A 20,924-nucleotide genomic window follows, 5' to 3' on the forward strand; every position below is an offset into this window, starting at 1 on the left:
CTTCCCATCCAGCGTGCCGACCTTCTTGACGCAAGGTACCGACTGCCTTGCATGGACGAACCGGGCCAGCACCGGCGCAACGAATCATCGCACGAATTAGGAGGAGACATCCTATGACGACTCTGACCCATTCCCAGGGTGCCCGAACCGGCCTCTGGCAACGCATCGCCCGAATGGCGGGCATCCCGGATGACGAAAGCCGGGCACCACAGGTCCCCTGGCGCCTTGCCGTCGTTGGCACGCTGCTGGTGGGCCTTGTTCTGGGCATCTACCGCTGGTATCAACAAACCCATTCATTCACTGTCGGTCTGGACTACTTCGAGCAGGACTTCCAGACCTACTGGATGCGGCTGTTCTATATCCAGATGACCATCATCACACTGGTCGGCGTAATCGGCGTACCACTGCTGTGGTTCACCCGCCCGGCCACCCCCTCCATGACCGAACGCCAGGAACTACGCCTCTATTATGGCATTCTGGCCTTTGCCGCGGTTGCCAGCGTGATCGTCGTCGCTGCCTTGGGATTGTTCGTGGAAGCCGATGCCGCCTGGCACCAGGTCACCATCCGCGATACCGACTTCACACCAACCCATATCGCCTTGTTTTACTTCGTGATTCCAGCTTCGTTGGTGGCTGGTGTCCTGGGCTTCATCTGGCTCCATACACGGGTACCCTATTTCGTCAATCGGGTATCCATGCCATTGGCGCTGATGGTGAGCGGCTTCCTCCTCATCATGCCGAACCTCGGACTCAATGAGTGGGGTCATACCTTCTTCTATGCTGAAGAGTTGTTCGCCGCACCGATCCACTGGGGCTTCGTGTTCCTGGGGTGGGCACTGTTCGCAATTGGCGGGTTCGTCATCCAGTTGATCATCCGCATTCGCGAGTTGACCCGTATCGACGCCCCCCAAGCCATTCGCTGACCTCATGAACACCGCACGGGCGCCAGACGTCCCGTGACCTATCGTGAACCGGGCACCTATTGCCCGGTTTTTTTAAGCCTTTTCTCAATCCCCATCGATAAACAGCCATGTTAGGATGCGGCGCAACGTTAGCCATGCCGACGCATCGGGGACGGCATGGATATCGTCCCGATTCATCCCTTGCAGGAGATTAGCGAATGGATATCGAGCTCAGGGAAGAGGATCTGGCCTTCCAGCAGGAAGTGCGCGATTTTCTCACGCAGCATGCGCCCAAGAACAGCAGCGAGCTGTGGAGCAAACGCAACGACTGGTTCAAAGCGCTGAAGGAAAAGGGCTGGGACTGCCCGAAGTGGCCCGTCGAGTTCGGCGGCCCGGGCTGGACGCCCGTTCAACACTATATCTGGGACAAGGAAACCTGCAACTACAGCCTGCCACCGGAGCTGCCCTTCGGCAAGGTGATGCTGGCCCCGATCCTGATGCGCTACGGCTCCAAGGAACAGATCGAACGGTTTTTGCCTGACATCCGCGACAACAAGGTCAACTGGTGCCAAGGATATTCCGAGCCCGGCGCCGGCTCGGATCTCGCTTCGCTGAAGACCAAGGCCGAACTCTCTGCTGACGGCAAGGAATATACCGTCAATGGAACCAAGATCTGGACCACCATGGGCCACATGGCGCAGTGGATGTTCTGTCTGACGCGAACTGCAAACACGGGTGTGCGCCAGGAAGGCATCACCTTCCTGCTGATCAACATGAAAACCCCCGGCATCGTGGTCAAACCAATCTTCACATTGGGCGGCAGCCACCACGTCAACCAGGTGTTTTTCGACAACGTCAAGGTGCCTGCGGAAAACCGTATCGGCGAGGAGGGCAAGGGCTGGACCTACGCCAAGGGCCTGTTGCAGCACGAACGCTCCGGCATCGCCGGCATCAGCCGCACCATCGTCGCACTCGACAAGCTCAAGAAAAATGCCCGCGCGGTGCCCGATGGGGATCAAACCCTGCTGGACGACCGTGGTTTCCTGTCACGCATTGCCGAGACCGAGATCGAACTTCGCGCGCTGGAATTCGCCGAGCTGCGCAGCCTGGCCGACGCTCAGCATACCGGCGAACCCGGCACGGCCTCCTCCATCCTCAAGCTCAAGGGCACCGAGATGCAGCAGCGCATGCAGGAGCTCACCATCGAAGCGGCCGGTATCTACGGCATTAACCAAGGCTTCAAGGAAGCCGGTCCAAAGTTTTCCAAGATGGGCATGATGCTCTACCTCAATGGCCGCGCCGCCACCGTCTACGGCGGCTGCAGTGAGGTGCAAAAAGACGTCATCGCCAAGCGCGTGCTGGGTTTCGTCGACGCCTAAGCCGGCCCATCGAATCTGACAAGGAATCGCAATCATGGATTTTCGTTTCACGGAAGAGCAGCAACTGCTGCGAGACAGTATCGAGAAGTTTCTGCGTGAGGATTACGGCAGCACCGGTGTGGGCATTGCCGAGCGACGCAAGAAATCGCGCAAGGCGCCCGGCTATGACGAGGCCATGTGGAACACCTTCGCCGATCTGGGCTGGTTGGGTGTCGCCATTCCCGAAGAATTCGGCGGCATCGGCGGCAGTCTCGTCGACACCATGGTGGTCATGGAAGAACTGGGCAAAGGCCTGATCCTCGAGCCCTACTTTCCGACCGTGGTACTCGGCGCCAATGCCGTACTGCTCGGTGGTAGCGATGCCCAGAAGCGCAAGATCCTCCCCGGGGTGGTGGAAGGCAAGATCCTGCTTGCCTTGGCCCATGCCGAGGAACAGGCGCGCAACAATCCCTTCGACATCGCGACCACGGCCAGCCGTCACGACAGCGGCTGGACCCTGAATGGCAGCAAATCCCTGGTGCTGAACGGCGACAGCGCGCATCAGCTGATCGTCGTCGCACGTACCTCGGGCAACCGCAATGACCGCAGCGGCCTTACGCTGTTCCTGGTCGATGCCAAGTCCGAAGGCATCACCCGCACCGACTACCCCACCGTCGACTGCCTGCGTGCCTCCGAGGTGCGTTTCGAAAACGTCATGGTCGGCCAGAGTCATGTCCTGGGAACCGTCGACCAGGGCGCCGAGGTGCTCGAAGTCGTGATCCAGCGCGCCATCCTGGCACTGGGCGCCGAAGCGGTCGGCATGATGGAGATGCTGCATCGCGATACCGCCGAATACACCCGTCAACGGGTGCAGTTCGGCCACCCGCTGAGCCAGTTCCAGACGGTCAAACATCGCATCGTCGATATGTTCGTGGAAACCGAGTTGACCCGCTCGCTGCTCTATCGGGCCACCATGGAAACCGAGGCCGCTCACCCCGAAGCAACGCTGGACATACACGCGCTCAAGCACAAGCTGGGCAAGGCAGGACGCTTCGTCGGCCAAAGCGCTGTGCAGCTTCACGGGGGCATGGGACAAACTGAAGAGCTCCGTATCGGTCACTACTTCATTCGGCTGACCGCCATGGATCCGCTCTTCGGCGACAAGGACTATCATCTGCAGCGCTATGTAGATCTGATGTCCATTCCCGAAGGCGAACCCGACGCTAACATCCTGCCGTTCTGACCCTATTCGGTCGCGCATCGGGGGTGACGCCTATGCGGCAGCATCCCCGATGTCTTACCCACCCCGATCCTTCCCCATCGGCTCCAGGTGCCCGCTGTGAATTACCGGGACCGCCCAGTAATGCAGATCCGCGCCGGAGAATGCCGCACGCAATCGCGCCAGCACGTCTGGAAATCGCGCCGCCGGCAGCATCAGGTTGAAAAACACCCGAGCCTGACGGCCAGCTACCTGCTCGGTCGCACTCAGGGAATTTGGATCCTGCCCGTGCCCGGCACCGTGATGAGAACTAAATCCGCGCAGATCGTCCTGGACCAGCAACCAATCGATGACCGCATCGCTGAGTGCCGGCCCAACCACCAGGGTCAGCAGCATCTCGGAATCCGCCGGGTTCAAAGTCTCTTCGGTCATCGGCTTGCCTCGCCAAATCGACGATAAAGAATGGGCAACAACAGCAGCGTGAGCAATGTGGACGAAACCAACCCGCCAATCACCACGATCGCAAGCGGGCGCTGAATCTCGCTGCCCGGCCCCGTTGCAAACAGCAGCGGCACCAGGCCCAGGGCCGCGATGCTCGCGGTCATCAACACCGGGCGCAGACGCCGCTGCGCACCTTCGATGACCGCCGCCTCCAGGGACCGCCCGGCGACCCGCAGCTGGTTGAAGTAGGTGACCATCACCACCCCGTTGAGCACCGCGATGCCGAGCAGAGCAATGAAGCCGACCGACGCCGGCACCGACAGGTACTCGCCGGTCAGCCACAGCGCGAATATCCCGCCGATGAGCGCGAAGGGAATGTTGGTCAAGACCAGGAGCGCCTGACGCACCGAACCAAAAGTGGAAAACAGCAGCAGGAACACCAGTCCGATGGCCAACGGAACGACGATCGCCAATCGCTGTGCCGCCCGTTGCTGGTTTTCGAACTCACCACCCCAGGCCAGGTAATACGCTTCGGGCAGCTCGACCTCCTCAGCGATGCGGCGCCGTGCCTCATCGACGAAGCCGACCAGATCCCGCTCGCCGACGTTCGCAATGGCCACCGCGTTGCGCACCCCCTGTTCCCGCTTGATCGCAACCGGTCCCTCGACGCGCTCCACCGACACCAGGTTCGCCAGCGGCACGCTCCTTCCGTCATCCAGCACCACACGCTGGGCCAGGAAGTCGCCCGGGGAATCGCGCAGATCGGCACTTCCGCGAATCATCAGGGGTGTCCGGCGGTCGCCTTCATAGACCATGCCTGCTGGCCAGCCTTCGACCAACATGCGCAAGTGGTCCTGGAGTGCGTCAACACTCAGTCCCAGGCGACCCAGCGCCAGCCGGTCTGGTACCAGACGGATGTAAAGCGCGCCGTCACTGGCGGGAATGTAGACATCCTCGGCTCCGGGGATGGCCCGCAGGACGGCGCCGATCCGATGCGCCAGTTGGGTTAGCGTGGCATGATCCGGACCGAAGATCTTCACCGCCAGATCGCCCCGCACCCCGGTCAGCATTTCGGACACGCGCATCTCGATGGGCTGGTTGAATACGTAGTTCAATCCGACGAAACCGTCGAGTTTTCCCCGCAATGCCTCCAGCAGTTCGGCCTTCGACTCCATCCGCCACTGTGCCGGTGGTTTGAGCTGAAGGAAGCTGTCCGTTTCGTTGAGGCCCATTGGATCAAGGCCCAGTTCATCGCTGCCCGTGCGGGCGACCACACCGTCCACCTCAGGCAAGCTCATGAGTGCCTGCTGGACGCGCTGGTCCGTGGCCAGGGAGGCTTCGAGCGTAATGGACGGTAGTTTTTCCAGCTGGACGATCACCGTGCCTTCGTCCAGCGTAGGCATGAACGTCTTGCCCACGCGCAGATACAAGCCGCCCGCAACGGTCAGCAATACCAACGCCACCGTGAGCAGAAGTGCGCCATGCGCGAGCGCCCAATGCAGCGCCGGGGTATAAAGTCGATGCACAGTTCGAACCAGGATGGGCTCCGCGTGCCCACCCTGCCCGATCAGCACCGATGCGAGCACCGGAATCACGGTCAGCGACAGCAACAGCGAACTGGTGAGTGCAAAGACGATGGTAGCTGCCACAGGCATGAACAGCTTCCCTTCGAGACCTTGCAGGCTCAGCAGAGGCAGAAACACGATCACGATGATGAGGATGCCGGAGGTGATCGGGGCGGCGACCTCCCGTGCCGAACGGTAGATGAGATGGAGCCGCGGCAAGGGATCTTCGCGACGACTCTGCGACAGGTGGGTCATGATGTTCTCCACCATCACCACTGCCGCATCGACCAGCATGCCAATGGCGATGGCCAGTCCGCCCAGGCTCATCAGATTGGCCGTCAACCCGAAATACCGCATGCACAGGAATGTGGCCATGGCGGAAAGCGGCAGAATCAGCGCCACCGTGAGCGCGGCGCGCAGGTCGCCGAGAAACAAGACCAGCAGCACCAGCACCAGGACAACGGCTTCCAGCAGCGCGCGACTGACCGTATTGACCGCCCGATCGACCAGATCCCCGCGGTCATAGAAGATCTGCACCTCGACACCATCCGGAAGCGACGGCGCCAGTGCATCCAGCTTGGCCCGCACCCCGGCAACCACCTCGCGCGCATTGGCACCACGAAGTCCCAGCACCAACCCCTCCACAGTCTCGCCGCGACCGTTAGCGGTAACGCCGCCATAGCGCGTCAATGCGCCTTCACGCACGGTCGCCACATCCGAAAGCCGTACCGGCTCGGTGGGATGAGATCGCACCACGATCTCAGCCAGATCAGCAAGATTCTGAACGCTGCCCTCCGACCGGACGAGCCAGGCCTCTTCGCCTTCGGAGAGTCGACCCGCACCATCATTGCGATTGTTCGCCGAAAGCGTCTCGCGCAGCTGCGCCAGGGAAATGCCCTGAGCCGTGAGCCGCTCGACGTTCGGCACCACCTCGAATGTGCGGACCGCACCGCCCAGCGCATTGACGTCCGCGACACCCGGAACAGTGCGCAGCGCCGGACGGATCACCCAGTCCAGCACGCTACGGCGCTCCGCCAGAGACACGCCCTCGCCCGTGATCGTGAACATCAGCATCTCGCCCAGGGGTGTCGTCATCGGCGCAATGCCACCGGTCACATTGGCCGGCAAGCGATCCCAGACACCGCTCAAGCGTTCTGCCACCTGCTGGCGTGCCCAGTAGATGTCGATGCCCTCCTCAAAGTCGATGGTGATGTCGGCCAGCGCGTATTTGGTCGTGGATCGCAACATGGTCTGATGCGGGATCCCCAGCATCTCGACTTCGATCGGCGCGCTGACGCGTGTCTCCATTTCCTCTGGTGTCAGGCCCGCCACCTTGACCACCAGCTTGACCTGGGTGGTCGAAACATCCGGATAGGCGTCGATCGGCATGTTGACCATGACCCAACCGCCAGCACCCGTCAGCAACAGAATCCCCAAAAACACCAGGAGGCGCTGGGCGAGCACAAAACGAATCAGTGCGGCCAACATCACTCGCCGCTCCCCATGCCTTTGATCATGGCCTTGAGCGCGGAAACGCCTGACACCGCCACTTCCGCATTCGCCGACAACGCACCTTGAACGACGGGACGATCGCCGCGTTCGCTGATGATCGAAACCGCGACGGCCCGGTAGCCCGATCCTGTCCAGACGAACACATGCGGCTGGGCGTCCAGATAGGCCAAGGCACCGATCGGAACGGCATACAGGGGACTTGCCGAAGAGGCGATCGTCAGCACTGCTTCGGCAAACTGGCCCGGCAGCAGCAACGCCCGCCCGGGCACCACCCGGGCACGCAGCAAGACGCCCTGATCGGCTTCATGAATCCGACGCCCGATCGCGATGATCTCGCCCGCCACCGGGCTTTCGGGGATCTGCACCCGATCCCCCAGGCGCACCTGGGCCGCGACGGACTGCGGCGTGTGAATCTCGAGCCACAGCACATCCAGATTACCAATGGTATAGAGCGGGGTCGCAAGCGCGACCTGTTCACCGGTACTGACAGATTGTGTCAACACTACGCCGTCGATCGGTGCTGCCACGATGAGCATTCCTGTCGACCGGCGTGTTCGCTCCAGCGTGGCGATTTGCGGCGCATCCAGGCCGGCCAGGGTCAACCGGGTACGGCTGTGGTCGAGGGCCACCCGAGCCTCCCGCCATTGGGCTTGCGTATCATCGAACCGGCGCCGCGCAATGATGCCCTGACCAAATAGATCCCGATCCCGCGCCATTGCCGAATCGGCCAGTGCGAACTGAGCCATCGCCACGAGATGCTCGCTCTCCATAGCCGCCAGTTCGACGCTGTGCATCCGGGCCAGTGGCTGTCCCACCCGGACCGGCTCGCCGTCGCCGACTTCCAACGACGTCACGATGCCCGGAACCTGCGCGCTGACCACGCGCAAGCGATCATTGGGAACCGCCACCCGAGCCGGCAGCCGGATTTCCAACTGCCCCCGCATCGCGACAAGCGCCTGGTGACGGATGCCCGAGGCAGCGAGCGCGGCGGGATCCAGCACGAGCACGTCCTGCGCGGAAAGCGGGCTGCAGACCCAGCCCACGAAGAGCATCATCCAACGCATGACGACTTTCACGGCACATCTCCCAAAATCTGATTGAGCCGCGCCGTGGACCAGCCGATGGTCAGGTGCTGGCGCTCGGATTCCCGGATCGTCAGCCGGGCCTGTTCACGGATGCGCAAGAGATCCATCAAGTCGAGTTCACCGGCTGCGAATGCCGCCTGAGCCAGATCCTGCTGGCGCTGCGCCAGTTCCGCGCGACGCTCGACCAACGGCTGGATTTCGAGCGCCTGTTGCAGTGCCGCTTGCGCTTCCTGACGGGATACGGCGTGATCCCGCAGCGCCTGACGCCACTGCAGCCGGGCTTCGCCCCAAGCGCGTTGTGCTGCGGCCCGGTCAGGACTCTTCGCCACCGCGCCGCCAAAGGGAACGCGAAGACCCATTCCCAACGAATCGATCGCCGGCTCATCGCGACTGCCGCGTTCACGCCGGCCACCAATCTGCAGAACGGGTGCACCGGCACCGCGGGCCCGCAACTGCTGCCATTCGGCCTCGGCCCGCTTGACCTTCTGTGCCAGCAGCGCGAGTCCCGGATGCGCGTCTGACTCGATGTCAGCGATCCTCTCGGGGGTCAGGTCGCGCAGGTCGGCTGGAAGCCCCACCAGCAATTCAAAACCGGCGCGCTGCGTGAGCCAGTCGCGTTCGGCCGCCTGACGTTCCGCCGCGCGGCCGAGCATTTCCTGCTCGCTCATCAGCTGATCGGCCTGGGCGAGATCTCCAGCGCGTACGCGGGCCGTCACCTGCTCATGCAGCAACCGGCTGCTCAGCTCAGCCTCCTTGGCTTGAGCCAACGCCGCTTCGGCCGTGGCGAGCATCCAAAGCCGCTCCCGAACCACCGCGGTGGCCAGCCAGCGCTGATAGCGGGGGTGCAGGTTCGCTTCGGCAGCGCTCGCCTCGGCTAGAATACGCGCGGCTTCGCGTGCCCGTGGCCACCACAGAGGCCACTCTAGCCCGACTTCGGCTTCCCGCAGCCCGTCATCCGTCAAGGCCGCATCATCCTGCCAGTAGACCGACCCGACGGGCCCGTCCGAAAACCAGCTGTGGCTGTGCCGCGTCAGGGCGGCCGCCTCTTGTTCAAGGAGTGGAAGCAGTTCCTGGGCAGGATCGCGCGCCAGCGCCGCATCGACATAGCGCGCCAATTCCGATGGGGAATGAACGGCCGGTTCGGCGAACGCGCCGGGGGCGCCATTCACCAGAACGCACAGCACTGCCGCCAGAGTCCACCGCTTCACTGTCGCAGTCCCCAATCGACGCCCCATCGTGCCCTCCTCGATCGTTTTGCCGGCCGTGAGTGCAAGCTTGCACCGGGCAACTTAACCCGGTCTTAACGCAGGTCAGGATTCGGACGTGATTCGAACAGGTCATGAGACGCGCGAGCTCCTCGCGCGCCGGGGCGGCCGATCGATGCGCAGGGGGGGCAGTCAGTTGGAGTCGGGGCCATTCGGTGCGGGCGAGGCATGGGTGGGAAGCCAGAACGGGATGGCCCGCCAAGCGATCAGCGCGGCGATCAACGCGGCAAGCATGGCCAGCAGGTAGATCTCCCCGCGCCATCCTGCCGCCCAAAGCAGCCCACCCATCAGGCTTCCCGCCACCCCCCCTGCGCCAAAACCCAGCGCGCTGTAGAGCGCTTGGCCGCGTCCTTGCAGCGCTCCGGGAAACAGGGCATGCACGTAGCTCATCCCCACGGCATGGCACAGGCCGAAACTGGCCAGGTGCAGCACTTGCGCCATCATCAGGAACACGGGGTGGGCGGCCAGCGTACCGATCAACGCCCAGCGCACCGCCGTCAGGATCAGGGCCGCGATCAGCAATGACCGCCGCCCAAATCGTGCGAACAGCGTCGGCGTGACCCAGAACAGACCGACTTCCGCCACCACCCCCAGGATCCACAACAAACCAATGCGGGCCGGCGAAAAACCCAATCCCTCGAGGTAGAGCGTAAACAGGGCGTAGTAAGGCCCGTGGCTCAGGTGAAGCAGGAACAGGGTCAGCAGAAACCCTGGAACACCCGGTCGACCCAGCAAGGCCAGCCAGCCCCGCTGCGCCGGTTCAGCGGCCGCCACCGGTTCCCGCCCGCTCTGGCTCGCCCCCAGTAGCAGCATGCCGCTCGCCAATATCAATCCGGCAATCGGGAAATGGCGCAGCAGATGCCCCGGGGTATCGAGCCTCAACGCGCCACCGATTCCGGCCGCAATGAATCCCACTGACCCCCACAGACGGATCCGGCCGTACTGCCCGATACGATCCGGCCCTAAGCGATGCAAGGTCAGGGTTTCGAATGCCGGCAGTGTGGCATTCCAGGTCAACGTGAACAGGGCCATGGCAATGCCCAAGGCCCATTGCCCTCGCGCGGACATGAACAGAAGCCAGGCCAGCACCGTCGCGAACAGCGTCACCCGCAGCGGGCGCAACAGCTCCCCACGACGGTCGATCCACATGCCGATGAGTGGTGGGCTGAGCAGCTTGGTGCCCATCAGCAGCCCCATCAGGACACCGATGAGGCCGCCGGCTAGCCCCCGTTCCTGCAGATAGAGGGGCAGATAGGGCATGAGCAGCCCCAACAACCCGAAGTGAAAAAAATAGAAGCCGGCCAGTTGCGCAGACCCAGGCGGCCCCATCAACGATCCGGCGTGGCAGGAATCAGGGGGGTTGCGGAATGCACATCGGCGTTCTGCGCCCGGTGACGCAGGTAATGATCCATCAGCACCAATGCCATCATCGCTTCGGCAATCGGGGTCGCCCGGATGCCCACGCAGGGATCGTGGCGGCCGGTAGTGCGCACGGTCACCGCTTCGCCTGCCCGGTTCACACTGCGGCCCGGCAAGTGCAGACTGCTGGTGGGTTTGAGCGCGATGCTGGCGACGATATCCTGCCCCGAGGAAATGCCGCCCAGCACACCGCCGGCATGATTACTGAGGAAACCTTCGGGGGTGATTTCATCGCGAAACGCTGTTCCCTTGGCGTCCACGCAACCGAAGCCGTCGCCGATCTCGACGCCCTTGACGGCATTGATGCTCATCAGTGCATGGGCGAGATCAGCATCCAGCCGGTCGAACACCGGCTCACCGAGGCCAGGCGGCACGCCGGTCGCGATCACGGTTACGCGCGCGCCGACCGAATCGCCGCTCTTGCGCAGGGCGTTCATGTAGTCCTCGAGCTCACCCACCCGAGCAGGATCGGGACAGAAAAACGGATTGTCGTCCACGCGGTCGAGATCGACTGGATCGAGCACGATCGGCCCGAGCTGGGCGAGATAGCCGCGGATGCGCATGCCGCGCGTCGCGAGATAGTGCCGGGCGATGGCGCCGCCAGCGACGCGGATGGCGGTCTCGCGCGCCGAGGAGCGCCCGCCGCCGCGGTAGTCACGCAGGCCATATTTCTGCTGGTAGGTGTAGTCGGCATGGCCCGGCCGGAAGGTATCGGCGATGTTGGCGTAGTCCTTGGACTTTTGATCGACGTTCTCGATCAGAAGGCCAATCGGCGTACCCGTGGTGACACCCTCGAACACACCGGAAAGGATACGCACCTGGTCCGGCTCGCGGCGCTGGGTAGTATAGCGGGATGTGCCGGGTCGGCGCCGGTCGAGATCACGCTGCAGAATGGTCTCGTCGAGCAGCAGTCCCGGTGGGCAGCCGTCGATGATTCCGCCCAGAGCTGGGCCGTGGCTTTCACCGAAACTGGTGAGTGTGAAGAAGCGACCGATGGTGTTCCCCGACATGGTGTTATCCTTCCGTCCGGCCCGCGCCCAGCGCCACGGCATCGTCGTGTAGCTGTTCGGCAGTGAGGAGGAAGACCCCATCCTCGCCATGCTCGAATGCGAGCCAGGTAAACGGCACCTCCGGCCAGGTCCGCGCCACGGCTTCGGCGCTGTTGCCCACTTCAACGACCAGGATGCCGCCCGGATTCAGACGGTCGCCGGCGCCCGCGAGAATCTGCCGCACCACGTTCAGGCCGTCGGTACCCGCGGCCAGGGCATGATCCGGTTCATGGCGATATTCGGGCGGCAGATCACTGAAATCGGCGGCATCGACATAGGGCGGATTGCTGATGATGAGGTCATAACGCACCGCCGGCAGGCCCGCGTAGACATCACTCTGATGGAGATGCACGTGGTTTTCGAGCTGATGGCGGGCCACGTTGCGCGCCGCGACGGCCAGTGCGCCGGGATCGATGTCCGCCGCATCCACCTGGGCTTCCGGGAAGGCCATGGCGCAGGCAATCGCGATACAGCCGCTGCCGGTTCCGAGGTCGAGGACACGGCTCACGGCGGCAGCATCGAGCCAAGGGTCGAAGCCGCGTGCAATCCATTCGGCCAGCGGCGAGCGCGGCACCAACACCCGCTCGTCGACGAAGAACGGCAAACCCGCAAACCAGGCCTCGCCGGTCAGATAGGCCGCCGGCCGGCGCTCGCGGATGCGGCGATCAAACAGGCTCAGGATGGCGAGTCGTTCCTCCACAGTCAGCCGGGCATCCAGATAGCTGGGATGCAAATCAAAGGGAAGATGGACCGCTTGCAACGCCAGACCAAAGGCCTCGTCCAAGGCATTATCGGTGCCATGCCCGAAATGCAGGCCGGCCGCGTTGAACTGGCTGGCGCCCCAGCGGATGCAATCGGTCAGCGTCAGCAAACTGTTCGCCACCTGCTCCAGGTGCCTCATTCTGGTCATCCCCGATTTTTCAGACAATCTTTTATGATAAACGACTCTTTCGAATCGAGACCATGTCGGACCATGCGCCCCATTGCACTCATTGGCCTCAGCGTACTTATCTTCGGACTGATCCTTGGGATCCCTGAACGTGTTCGGGCAGCCGAAGCCTCTTTTCAGTCGTCTTCCGAGGACCCCATGACTCAATCCAGCCGCCTTGACCAAGCCAATGCCTGGCTACAGGATCATTTGCCTCAGCATGCCCTCTCTCGACTGATGTACGGCGTGACACGGATCACCTGGCGGCCATTCAAGAACGCCTTTATCCGGGCATTCTCCGCCATCTACGACATCAACCTCGACGAAGCGGTCAGCGCCGATCCGGATGACTACCGGCACTTCAATGCCTTTTTCACCCGCGCCCTGCGCGCAGATGCCCGTCCACTGGCTCCAGGCGAGCTCGTGATCGCCAGTCCAGTGGATGGGCTCATCAGCCAGATCGGTACGATCAACGGCACGACCCTGATTCAGGCCAAGGGACGGGATTTTGCACTCGGCGATCTGGTCGGCGGCGATGAAGCGCTCACCCAGGCATTCAGCGGCGGAAGCTATGCCGTCATCTATCTGTCGCCGCGGGACTATCATCGCATCCACATGCCGCTTGCCGGCACCTTGGCACGCACCGGCTACATCCCCGGAAAGCTCTTCAGCGTCAATGACGCGACCGCCCGCAGTGTGCCGAATCTCTATGCCCGCAATGAGCGGGTGATTGCGCTGTTCGACACGGGCGCCGGGCCCATGGCGGTGATCTTGGTCGGGGCGATCTTTGTCGGGAGCATGGAAACGGTCTGGGCCGGCCAGATCACGCCGCCTTATCGAAAAAGCCCCAGCTGGTCCGTGTTTGCCGATGAATCGGTGCGCTTGAGTCGCGGCGCGGAATTGGGACGATTCAATATGGGCTCGACGGTGGTCTTGTTGCTCCCGCCCGGGCGGACCAGCTGGAAACCGGACCGAGTCGCCGGGACGCCGGTTAAGATGGGCGAAGCATTGGGCAATGTGACACGGATCGAGTAGTGACGCGGCGCGTCGCCACTCGCGTCACAAGTTGCCGAGACGCGGCAAGCACACCATCCAAACCCCCTGAAAAGCCCTTTAACTCAACTCATTACGAGTTGGCACGTGTTCTGCTTGAAGCTCATTGACCCCCGATCGGCTTGATCAGATCAGATTGGGGAAAACAGCAACAATGATCCTGAGGGGAGAACACACCCATGAACAAATTCCGCACGTTGGTTGGACTCACCGCTTTGGCGTTTCTGCCCATCGCGGCACAAGCTGAAATGAGCATGATGACCTACGACGAGCTGGCGGCCGTCGAGGGGCAAGCAGGCCAGTATTCCGTCTCAGCCGGTTCAATCGACCTCTTTACATTCAATACCGCCACGCTGGGCGGACTGTCGGTCGGCCCCATTGCATTGTCCGGCGTCTACGGCGCGGTCAATACCCGAGCACCCAATCTGGTTCCCACCGCCCGTGACCGGGGGCTGACGCTCGTCAATGGCGTCATTCTTCCGCCTGTAAACGCCGCCGTCCGCACCACCCTCATCGCCTCCATTCCGATTTTCGGCAGCACGGTGGCCGATATGGTCACCCCGATCGGCGTGACGTTCACACCCTGAGACGATCCGTTCAAGTCACCAGTTGGACTCCTTCAGGCCCTCTGAAACGAGGGCCTTTTTTTGTTCTGGCCGGGTGTCGCCGTTAGTCCGGATCAGCACATGATTGACGGCCGTCCGAAATGGCGCCTTGATCCCTTCCACCGACCGTCATAAAGTGGCGCCCACCCGGGGATCATCCATTCGAGGACGCCATGCCCAGCAAGGCCCTGCATATCCGCCACAATCTGGCCCACCGGCGGGACAAATACCGTCAGTTTCTGGGCATTGCATTGATCGCCTTGCTTTGTGTCGTTGGGGCTCCCACCACACAACACGTTTTTGCCGTGGCGGCCGGTCTCGTCATGCTCGGCATGCTCATCCGGCTGTGGGCTTCGGGACACATTAAGAAAGACCAGGAACTGGCTCAGGACGGGCCATATGCATTGGTTCGCCATCCCCTTTATGTCGGAAATCTAATCCTGCTGGCAGGTTTTTGCCTGGCGAGCGGTCAGTGGTGGTCCTATCCCGCCGCAATCGCCGTGGTCTGGGGATTTTACCCACCCGCGATCCGACGCGAAGATGCCAAACTGGAACGCCTGTTCCAAGAGCGCTGGCGCCAATGGGCACGCAGCACCCACGCGCTGATTCCGCGCTTCGATCGGCTGGACCAATGCCGGGGCGGAGCGTGGTCGTTCACCCAAAGCCTGCGTGCCAACGGGGAACCCATCATTGCCATTCTTCTGCTGTGGGGACTCTGGACACTGTTTCAACGCTTGGTCTGACCGGTGGAGACCCGTACGCATTTCCAGCATGGCCCGGATCACCAGGCCGTCGCGCGCTTCATCCTTCAGCAAATTCGAGACGGTCTGCCCGCGCAGAGCCAAGGAGCCCAATCGCGAATCTACCGGTACACCGACCCAAGCGGATGCTACGCCGTCAAGATTCCCCGAAGCGGCGTAATGGGCGGCTGCATCGGGCGTTGGATGATTCACCGGGAACGGCGTGTCTACGAGCGGCTCACCGGGTTGCCTGGTGTACCCCGCTGTCATGGGCTGGTGGAAGGCCGTTATCTCGTGCTCGATTTCATGGCCGGCGAGAGCTTCCGGGATGCTCAGACGCGACTGCCACCGGATCACGATTACTTCGAGCAACTCCGTATTTTGATTGACGCCATTCACGCTCGCGGCGTAGCGCACACCGACCTCAAACGCAAGGACAACTTGCTTGTTCTCGACAACGAATTGCCCTGTCTGATCGACTTCGGGGCGGCAATGGTGCGCCGGTCCGATCCGCTATCTCGCGTGCTTTTCCTGATCGCACGCCGATTCGACCGCAATGCGTGGATCAAGTTGAAATACAACGGTTACCGGAATATCCCGCCGGATGAACGCCGGCATCTGCGCCGCTTGCCCATTGAGCGGGTTTCCCACTGGCTCAAGCGGCGCGCGCGCCATCTGCGCCGTGCACTGGTGAAACACAAGGAACGACTTCGGCCATGAGTCCATTTCGCTACAGCCCTTTGCGTAATTTCAGGCTAGCCCGATTCGCCGTCATCCTGCTTGTTGCAGCCGCTCTGCCTGTCTTGGCGGCACCGAACCGATTTATCAGCGACCAGTTGACTGTCGAATTGCGCCTGAAGCCTGGGGATACCATGCCCGTGACGGGGCATATCGCCGCCGGCGCTCCCGTGGAGGTCGTCTCCACATCACCCGGTGGCTGGACGCAGGTCCGTACCCGCGCGGGCCAGATCGGCTGGGTACGCAGCAATCAGGTGATGGATGTCCCACCGATCCGGCCACGCATGGATCAAGCCAGCCGAGAATTCGCGGAACTGCGGGAACAGAACCAGCGCTTGCGCAATCAGGTCGAGGCGCTGGAAACCACCGCACTGCAAACCGGACCGGATCTCGAGCGCTTGCGCGCGGAAACCCAGCGGTTGCGAGATGCCTTGAAGCTCTCGCAGGAAGGTTTGCACATGGCGGAGATCAATCAAAAGTTGCGCGAAGACGTTGCCAGCCTTCGCCTCGAAATTCAGGCATTGGAACAACAAGCGGAGCGGCTGACTGACCGGAGCCGCCGGGATAACTTCATCGCCGGCGCTCTGGTCATGATTCTGGGGACGCTTGCCGGTCTGGCCATTCCACGGCTATTCGGTCTCAAACGTCCCCGACAGTGGGATCGCTGGTGATCAACCGGGCTGGTGATCCTTGACTGCGTCGCGACGAAATTCCAACGCTTTCTCCGTCATCCCCTGTTCCAGCGCTTGATGCTCGTTCAGCCCCCTGCTGCTGGCATACCGCCGCACTTCCTGAGTGATCTGCATCGAGCAGAACTTCGGTCCGCACATGGAACAGAAGTGCGCCGTCTTGTGACCCTCCTTCGGCAGGGTTTGGTCATGGAATTCGCGCGCCTTCTCAGGGTCCAGACCCAGATTGAACTGATCCTGCCAGCGAAACTCGAAACGGGCCTTGGATAGCGCGTTGTCGCGCAGCTGCGCCGCCGGATGCCCTTTGGCCAGATCGGCCGCGTGTGCGGCAATCTTGTAGGTCACGATGCCCTCGCGCACATCGTCGCGATCCGGCAGGCCCAGATGTTCCTTGGGCGTGACGTAACACAGCATGGCGGTGCCGTACCAAGCGATCTGCGCTGCGCCGATGGCGGAGGTGATGTGATCGTAGCCGGGCGCGATATCCGTAGTCAGTGGGCCCAGCGTATAGAATGGCGCTTCGAAGCATTCGGCCAGCTCCTTGTCCATGTTTTCCTTGATGAGCTGCATGGGCACGTGTCCCGGCCCCTCGATCATCACCTGGACATCGTGCCGCCAGGCGACCTGGGTCAACTCTCCCAGCGTCCTGAGCTCGGCGAACTGTGCGGCATCATTGGCATCGGCAATCGACCCGGGGCGAAGCCCATCGCCCAGTGAAAAGCTGACGTCGTAAGCCTTCATAATCTCGCAGATTTCTTCGAAATGCGTATAGAGGAAACTCTCGCGATGATGGGCCAGACACCACTTCGCCATGATGGAGCCACCCCGACTGACGATACCGGTCACCCGATCGGCCGTCAGCGGAATGAAGCCCAGACGGACGCCGGCATGGATGGTGAAATAATCCACGCCCTGCTCGGCCTGCTCGATCAGTGTGTCGCGAAAGATCTCCCAGTTCAGATCTTCGGCCCGGCCATCGACTTTTTCCAGCGCCTGATAGATCGGCACCGTACCGATCGGGACCGGCGAGTTGCGGATGATCCACTCGCGCGTTTCGTGAATATGCTTGCCCGTCGACAGATCCATGACGGTATCGCCGCCCCAGCGGATGGCCCACACCAGTTTTTCGACTTCCTCGGCGATCGAGCTGGTCACAGCGGAGTTGCCGATGTTGGCATTGACCTTGACCAGGAAATTCCGGCCAATGATCATCGGCTCAGTTTCCGGATGGTTGATGTTGGCCGGAATGATGGCACGGCCGGCCGCTACCTCGGCGCGCACGAACTCCGGTGTCACCGGGTCGGGCAGAGACGCGCCAAATCCCTGCCCGCGATGGCGTCGCAGGAGGCCGGCCCGGTGATAGGTTTCCCGAAGACTGTCCAATCGCTGATTTTCCCGAATGGCGACATATTCCATCTCGGGCGTAATAATGCCGCGCCGGGCGTAGTGCATCTGGGTGACATTGGCACCGCTGCGCGCGCGCCGTGGCAGACGCATCCGGGGAAAGCGCACCCTCGCGGTTTCCGGATCCTGCTGACGACCCTGACCATAAACCGAGGTCATGACTTCCAGGTTTTCGGTATCACCGCGCTCGATGATCCATGCGTCACGCAGCCCCGGAAGACCGGCCTGCAGATTGATCGTCGCGGCGGGATCGGTATAAGGACCCGAGGGGTCATAGATGGTAATCGGCGGATTCTCGGTGAGCCCGTCGGGGGTGTGAGTCGAGGACTGCATCACTTCACGCATCCCGACGCGGATGTCTGGACGTGAACCCGTCACATGAATCTTGCGCGACTCGGGATAGGGTTGGGTCAAACCCGCCTCACCCAAGCGCTCGATGTGTTGGGCAAGTTCCGTTTCAATGGCACTCATGGTCGTTGTATTCCTCGCTTGCGCACCGTCGCCGTTCCAGCGGACAGGCAGGATGAAGATTTCATTGTATCGCTAGCAGCAGCGAAGGAAGAAAGTCTGTTCTGCGTGATACCATAGGCCACCCTTCTTCCATCGTTCAGGGAGTGTCGCCTCGTGGATTCCAAGCAGGCCCGCAGCAGCATGGTGGAACAGCAGATCCGCACCTGGTTGGTATCGGACGCACGAATCTTGGATCTGATGGAGAATCTGCCCCGCGAACGGTTTGTTCCTCCGGCCTACCGGTCTCTGGCCTATGCCGATCTGTCGATCCCCCTCGGTCATGGCCACGTGATGGAAGAACCGAAGATCGCGGCCCGGATCCTCCAGGCGCTGAATGTCGATTCACTCGATAACGTGCTTGAAGTGGGGACGGGCAGCGGCTATCTCACTGCGTGCCTGGCCCAGCTGGGACGCCAAGTGCGCAGCATCGACATCCATGAAGCGTTTATCCGCGCAGCCGCACTGCCGCTGACTGATTGCGGGCTCAACAACTTCGAACTCGAATGCAGAGACCTGGGCAGAGGATTGCCCGGCGTCGAACAACACTATGACGCAATCGTGGTGACCGGATCGCTACCGGCCTACCACGAAGGTTTCCACAGGGCACTGACGATCGGTGGCCGCCTGCTCTTGATCATCGGCACCGAACCGGTGATGGAAGCCGTGCTGTTCACCCGAGTGGACGTTGATCAATGGGTGCGCCGCAGCCTGTTCGAAACCTGTCTGCCGCCGTTGGAAAACGCCACCCAGCCGCCAGCCTTCACGTTCTGAGTGACATCCACCATGCAATCCATCGACGTCCAATCCCTGGCAAGCTGGCTGGCAGAAGACGCCCCGCCCTTGCTGCTCGATGTACGCGAAGACTGGGAATACGCCATCGTCCATCTCCCCGGGTGCCTGCTGATCCCGATGGGTCAGATTCAGGCCCGATGGGAGTCCATTCCGCGTGACCGGCCGATGGTGGTGTATTGCCATCATGGTCTGCGCAGCGCGCAAGTCGTCAACTTCCTGTCCAGTCGCGGATTTGACTCTATCTACAACCTGACCGGCGGAATCGATGCCTGGTCGGCGCAAATCGACCCGGATTTGCCGCGTTACTGAGTGCGCACTGAATGTCCGGCGGGCATCGGGGCCAGTCTCCGCGACATCGGCGCCACGGGACCACCACCAGACGCCAGATAGGGATCGACCACCGCCCATAACCGATCCAGAGCGCCCTGATTCGCCACCATCCAGTCTCTTCCGCGTTCACCCGCTCGCCGGGCGGCGGCCGGATCATTGAGCCAGACATGTGCGCCGTGAGCCAAGGACTCGGTGTCCCCGACCATGACGGCCGCACCGACCCCACGCAGCGCAGAATAGATTTCCTGGAAGTTGAAGACCGCCGGTCCGGTCAGCACCGGTACGCCATGTACGACCGCCTCAAGGGCATTGTGTCCCCCGACGGGTACCAGACTGCCGCCAATGAAGGCAAACTCTGCCGCACTGTAGAGCTGGTTCAGCTCCCCCATGGTATCGATCAAAAACACGGGGGTTTCGGAACTCGGCCATTCTTCGGCACTGCGCCGGGCGTAAGGAATTCCGCGCGACTCAAGTAACGCCTGCACCGCAGCGAATCGCTGTGGATGGCGCGGTACCAGAACCAGCAGCAGGTCCGGCCAGCGCCCACGCAGCGCCATCAGGGCATCGAGCAGACAGGCGTCTTCCCCCTCGTGTGTGCTCCCTGCCACCCACACGCGCCGATTTACGCCCCAACCCGCCTGCCAGTCTGGTATCGACACCGTCGAGGCGGCGTGATCACGATCGAACTTGAGATTGCCCATCACCTGAATGCGCGCCGGATCCAGTCCCATCTGTGCAAGCCGGTTGGCATCCGCCACACTTTGCGCTGCTGCGCAATTGACGTGCGCAAACAGTTCGCGCATCAGCGGCCGCAACCTCAGATAGCCGGCCAGGGAACGCTCGGAAATTCGCGCATTCGCCACCACCACCGGGATATCGCGACGCCCACACGCCGCCAGCAGATTGGGCCACAGCTCCGTTTCCATGATTACCGCGAGATGGGGCTGGATTCCGTCGATCAATCGATCGACCATCCACGGCATATCGAGCGGCAAATAACAGTGGGTCACACTGTCGCCGAAATTACGCCGCACCCGATCGCCCCCGGTGGGGGTCAACGTCGTCACCACAACCGGCCAGTCCGGGTACCGTGCCTGCAACCGCTGAATGAACGGTGTGGCCGCCACGACTTCGCCAACCGATACGGCATGGACCCAGATGCGAGGCCGGCGGCCGGTCTGGACATTGGAAAACCCGAAGCCGAGTCGCTGCCACCAGCGATCTCGATATTCCGCGCGACGCCACAAACGCCAAGCGAACAACGTGAGCAAAACCGGCAGGAGAAGCAGCAACAGGAAGGTGTACAACCGACGAAACATG

At 62.2% G+C, this 20,924-nt stretch carries 19 protein-coding genes; 10 read left to right on the top strand and 9 right to left on the bottom strand.

The window, feature by feature from the left end:
- Nucleotides 1-113 precede the first annotated feature (113 nt).
- From E4680_RS05960 to E4680_RS05970, 3 genes are all read left to right on the top strand, one after another.
- Nucleotides 114-923, top strand: coding sequence for a methane monooxygenase/ammonia monooxygenase subunit C (locus E4680_RS05960; RefSeq protein ID WP_135281492.1), 810 nt, complete (start codon nt 114-116; stop codon nt 921-923).
- A gap of 197 nt (nt 924-1,120) precedes the next feature.
- Nucleotides 1,121-2,281, top strand: coding sequence for an acyl-CoA dehydrogenase family protein (locus E4680_RS05965; RefSeq protein WP_135281493.1), 1,161 nt, complete (start codon nt 1,121-1,123; stop codon nt 2,279-2,281).
- Nucleotides 2,282-2,315: 34 nt separating this feature from the next.
- Entirely contained in the window at nt 2,316-3,503 is a 1,188-nt protein-coding gene (locus E4680_RS05970) for an acyl-CoA dehydrogenase family protein (RefSeq protein WP_135281494.1), read from the top strand.
- A gap of 54 nt (nt 3,504-3,557) precedes the next feature.
- Here E4680_RS05970 and E4680_RS05975 read toward each other — a convergent pair whose 3' ends face one another.
- The 7 genes from E4680_RS05975 to prmB form a co-directional block, all read right to left on the bottom strand.
- Complete coding sequence (locus E4680_RS05975; protein WP_135281495.1) at nt 3,558-3,911, bottom strand: DUF3240 family protein; 354 nt, start codon at nt 3,909-3,911, stop codon at nt 3,558-3,560.
- Nucleotides 3,908-6,973, bottom strand: coding sequence for an efflux RND transporter permease subunit (locus E4680_RS05980; protein ID WP_135281496.1), 3,066 nt, complete (start codon nt 6,971-6,973; stop codon nt 3,908-3,910). Before E4680_RS05980 ends, E4680_RS05975 begins: the two co-directional genes overlap by 4 nt.
- Complete coding sequence (locus tag E4680_RS05985) at nt 6,973-8,073, bottom strand: efflux RND transporter periplasmic adaptor subunit (protein ID WP_135281497.1); 1,101 nt, start codon at nt 8,071-8,073, stop codon at nt 6,973-6,975. The genes E4680_RS05980 and E4680_RS05985 overlap by 1 nt, the downstream gene beginning before the upstream one ends.
- On the bottom strand, nt 8,070-9,317 hold the full coding sequence (locus E4680_RS05990; protein ID WP_135281498.1) for a TolC family protein: 1,248 nt from the start codon (nt 9,315-9,317) through the stop codon (nt 8,070-8,072). Before E4680_RS05990 ends, E4680_RS05985 begins: the two co-directional genes overlap by 4 nt.
- Before the next feature lie 162 nt (nt 9,318-9,479).
- Complete coding sequence (locus tag E4680_RS05995; RefSeq protein WP_135281499.1) at nt 9,480-10,676, bottom strand: MFS transporter; 1,197 nt, start codon at nt 10,674-10,676, stop codon at nt 9,480-9,482.
- Complete coding sequence (aroC, locus tag E4680_RS06000) at nt 10,676-11,776, bottom strand: chorismate synthase (protein ID WP_135281500.1); 1,101 nt, start codon at nt 11,774-11,776, stop codon at nt 10,676-10,678. Before aroC ends, E4680_RS05995 begins: the two co-directional genes overlap by 1 nt.
- Nucleotides 11,777-11,780: 4 nt before the next feature.
- Entirely contained in the window at nt 11,781-12,716 is a 936-nt protein-coding gene (prmB, locus tag E4680_RS06005; RefSeq protein ID WP_135281501.1) for a 50S ribosomal protein L3 N(5)-glutamine methyltransferase, read from the bottom strand.
- Nucleotides 12,717-12,902: 186 nt separating this feature from the next.
- Between prmB and asd the strand changes: the two genes are divergently transcribed.
- The 5 genes from asd (at nt 12,903) to E4680_RS06030 (ending at nt 16,550) form a co-directional block, all read left to right on the top strand.
- Nucleotides 12,903-13,778, top strand: coding sequence for an archaetidylserine decarboxylase (gene asd / locus E4680_RS06010; protein WP_135281502.1), 876 nt, complete (start codon nt 12,903-12,905; stop codon nt 13,776-13,778).
- 197 nt (nt 13,779-13,975) lie between these two features.
- Nucleotides 13,976-14,383 carry a DUF6160 family protein gene (locus E4680_RS06015; protein ID WP_135281503.1) on the top strand — a complete coding sequence of 136 codons (408 nt, stop codon included), beginning with the start codon at nt 13,976-13,978 and terminating at the stop codon, nt 14,381-14,383.
- Between the two features lie 191 nt (nt 14,384-14,574).
- Nucleotides 14,575-15,144, top strand: coding sequence for a methyltransferase family protein (locus E4680_RS06020; RefSeq protein ID WP_135281504.1), 570 nt, complete (start codon nt 14,575-14,577; stop codon nt 15,142-15,144).
- A gap of 3 nt (nt 15,145-15,147) precedes the next feature.
- A complete protein-coding gene (locus E4680_RS06025; protein WP_135281505.1) occupies nt 15,148-15,861 on the top strand; it encodes a protein kinase family protein in 714 nt (237 codons plus the stop codon).
- The gene (locus E4680_RS06030) at nt 15,858-16,550 is read left to right on the top strand and encodes a TIGR04211 family SH3 domain-containing protein (RefSeq protein WP_135281506.1); all 693 of its coding nucleotides are present in this window, start codon (nt 15,858-15,860) and stop codon (nt 16,548-16,550) included. The genes E4680_RS06025 and E4680_RS06030 overlap by 4 nt, the downstream gene beginning before the upstream one ends.
- Here E4680_RS06030 and thiC read toward each other — a convergent pair whose 3' ends face one another.
- On the bottom strand, nt 16,551-18,443 hold the full coding sequence (gene thiC / locus E4680_RS06035) for a phosphomethylpyrimidine synthase ThiC (protein WP_135281507.1): 1,893 nt from the start codon (nt 18,441-18,443) through the stop codon (nt 16,551-16,553). It lies immediately after the preceding gene.
- Nucleotides 18,444-18,596: 153 nt separating this feature from the next.
- On the opposite strand from thiC, the gene E4680_RS06040 reads away from it, so the two are divergent.
- Together E4680_RS06040 and E4680_RS06045 are read left to right on the top strand one after the other, a co-directional pair.
- Nucleotides 18,597-19,253: a protein-L-isoaspartate O-methyltransferase family protein gene (locus E4680_RS06040; protein WP_240696134.1), complete on the top strand. Its 657-nt coding sequence runs from the start codon at nt 18,597-18,599 to the stop codon at nt 19,251-19,253.
- 12 nt (nt 19,254-19,265) lie between these two features.
- Nucleotides 19,266-19,583, top strand: a complete 318-nt coding sequence (locus E4680_RS06045; protein WP_135281508.1) for a rhodanese-like domain-containing protein — start codon at nt 19,266-19,268, stop codon at nt 19,581-19,583.
- Here the strand turns inward: E4680_RS06045 and waaA are convergent.
- A complete protein-coding gene (gene waaA / locus E4680_RS06050) occupies nt 19,577-20,923 on the bottom strand; it encodes a lipid IV(A) 3-deoxy-D-manno-octulosonic acid transferase (protein WP_167792406.1) in 1,347 nt (448 codons plus the stop codon). The two genes, E4680_RS06045 and waaA, sit on opposite strands and share 7 nt — an antisense overlap.
- Nucleotide 20,924 lies beyond the last annotated feature (1 nt).

Source organism: Candidatus Macondimonas diazotrophica, assembly GCF_004684205.1.
GTDB lineage: Bacteria > Pseudomonadota > Gammaproteobacteria > UBA5335 > UBA5335 > Macondimonas > Macondimonas diazotrophica.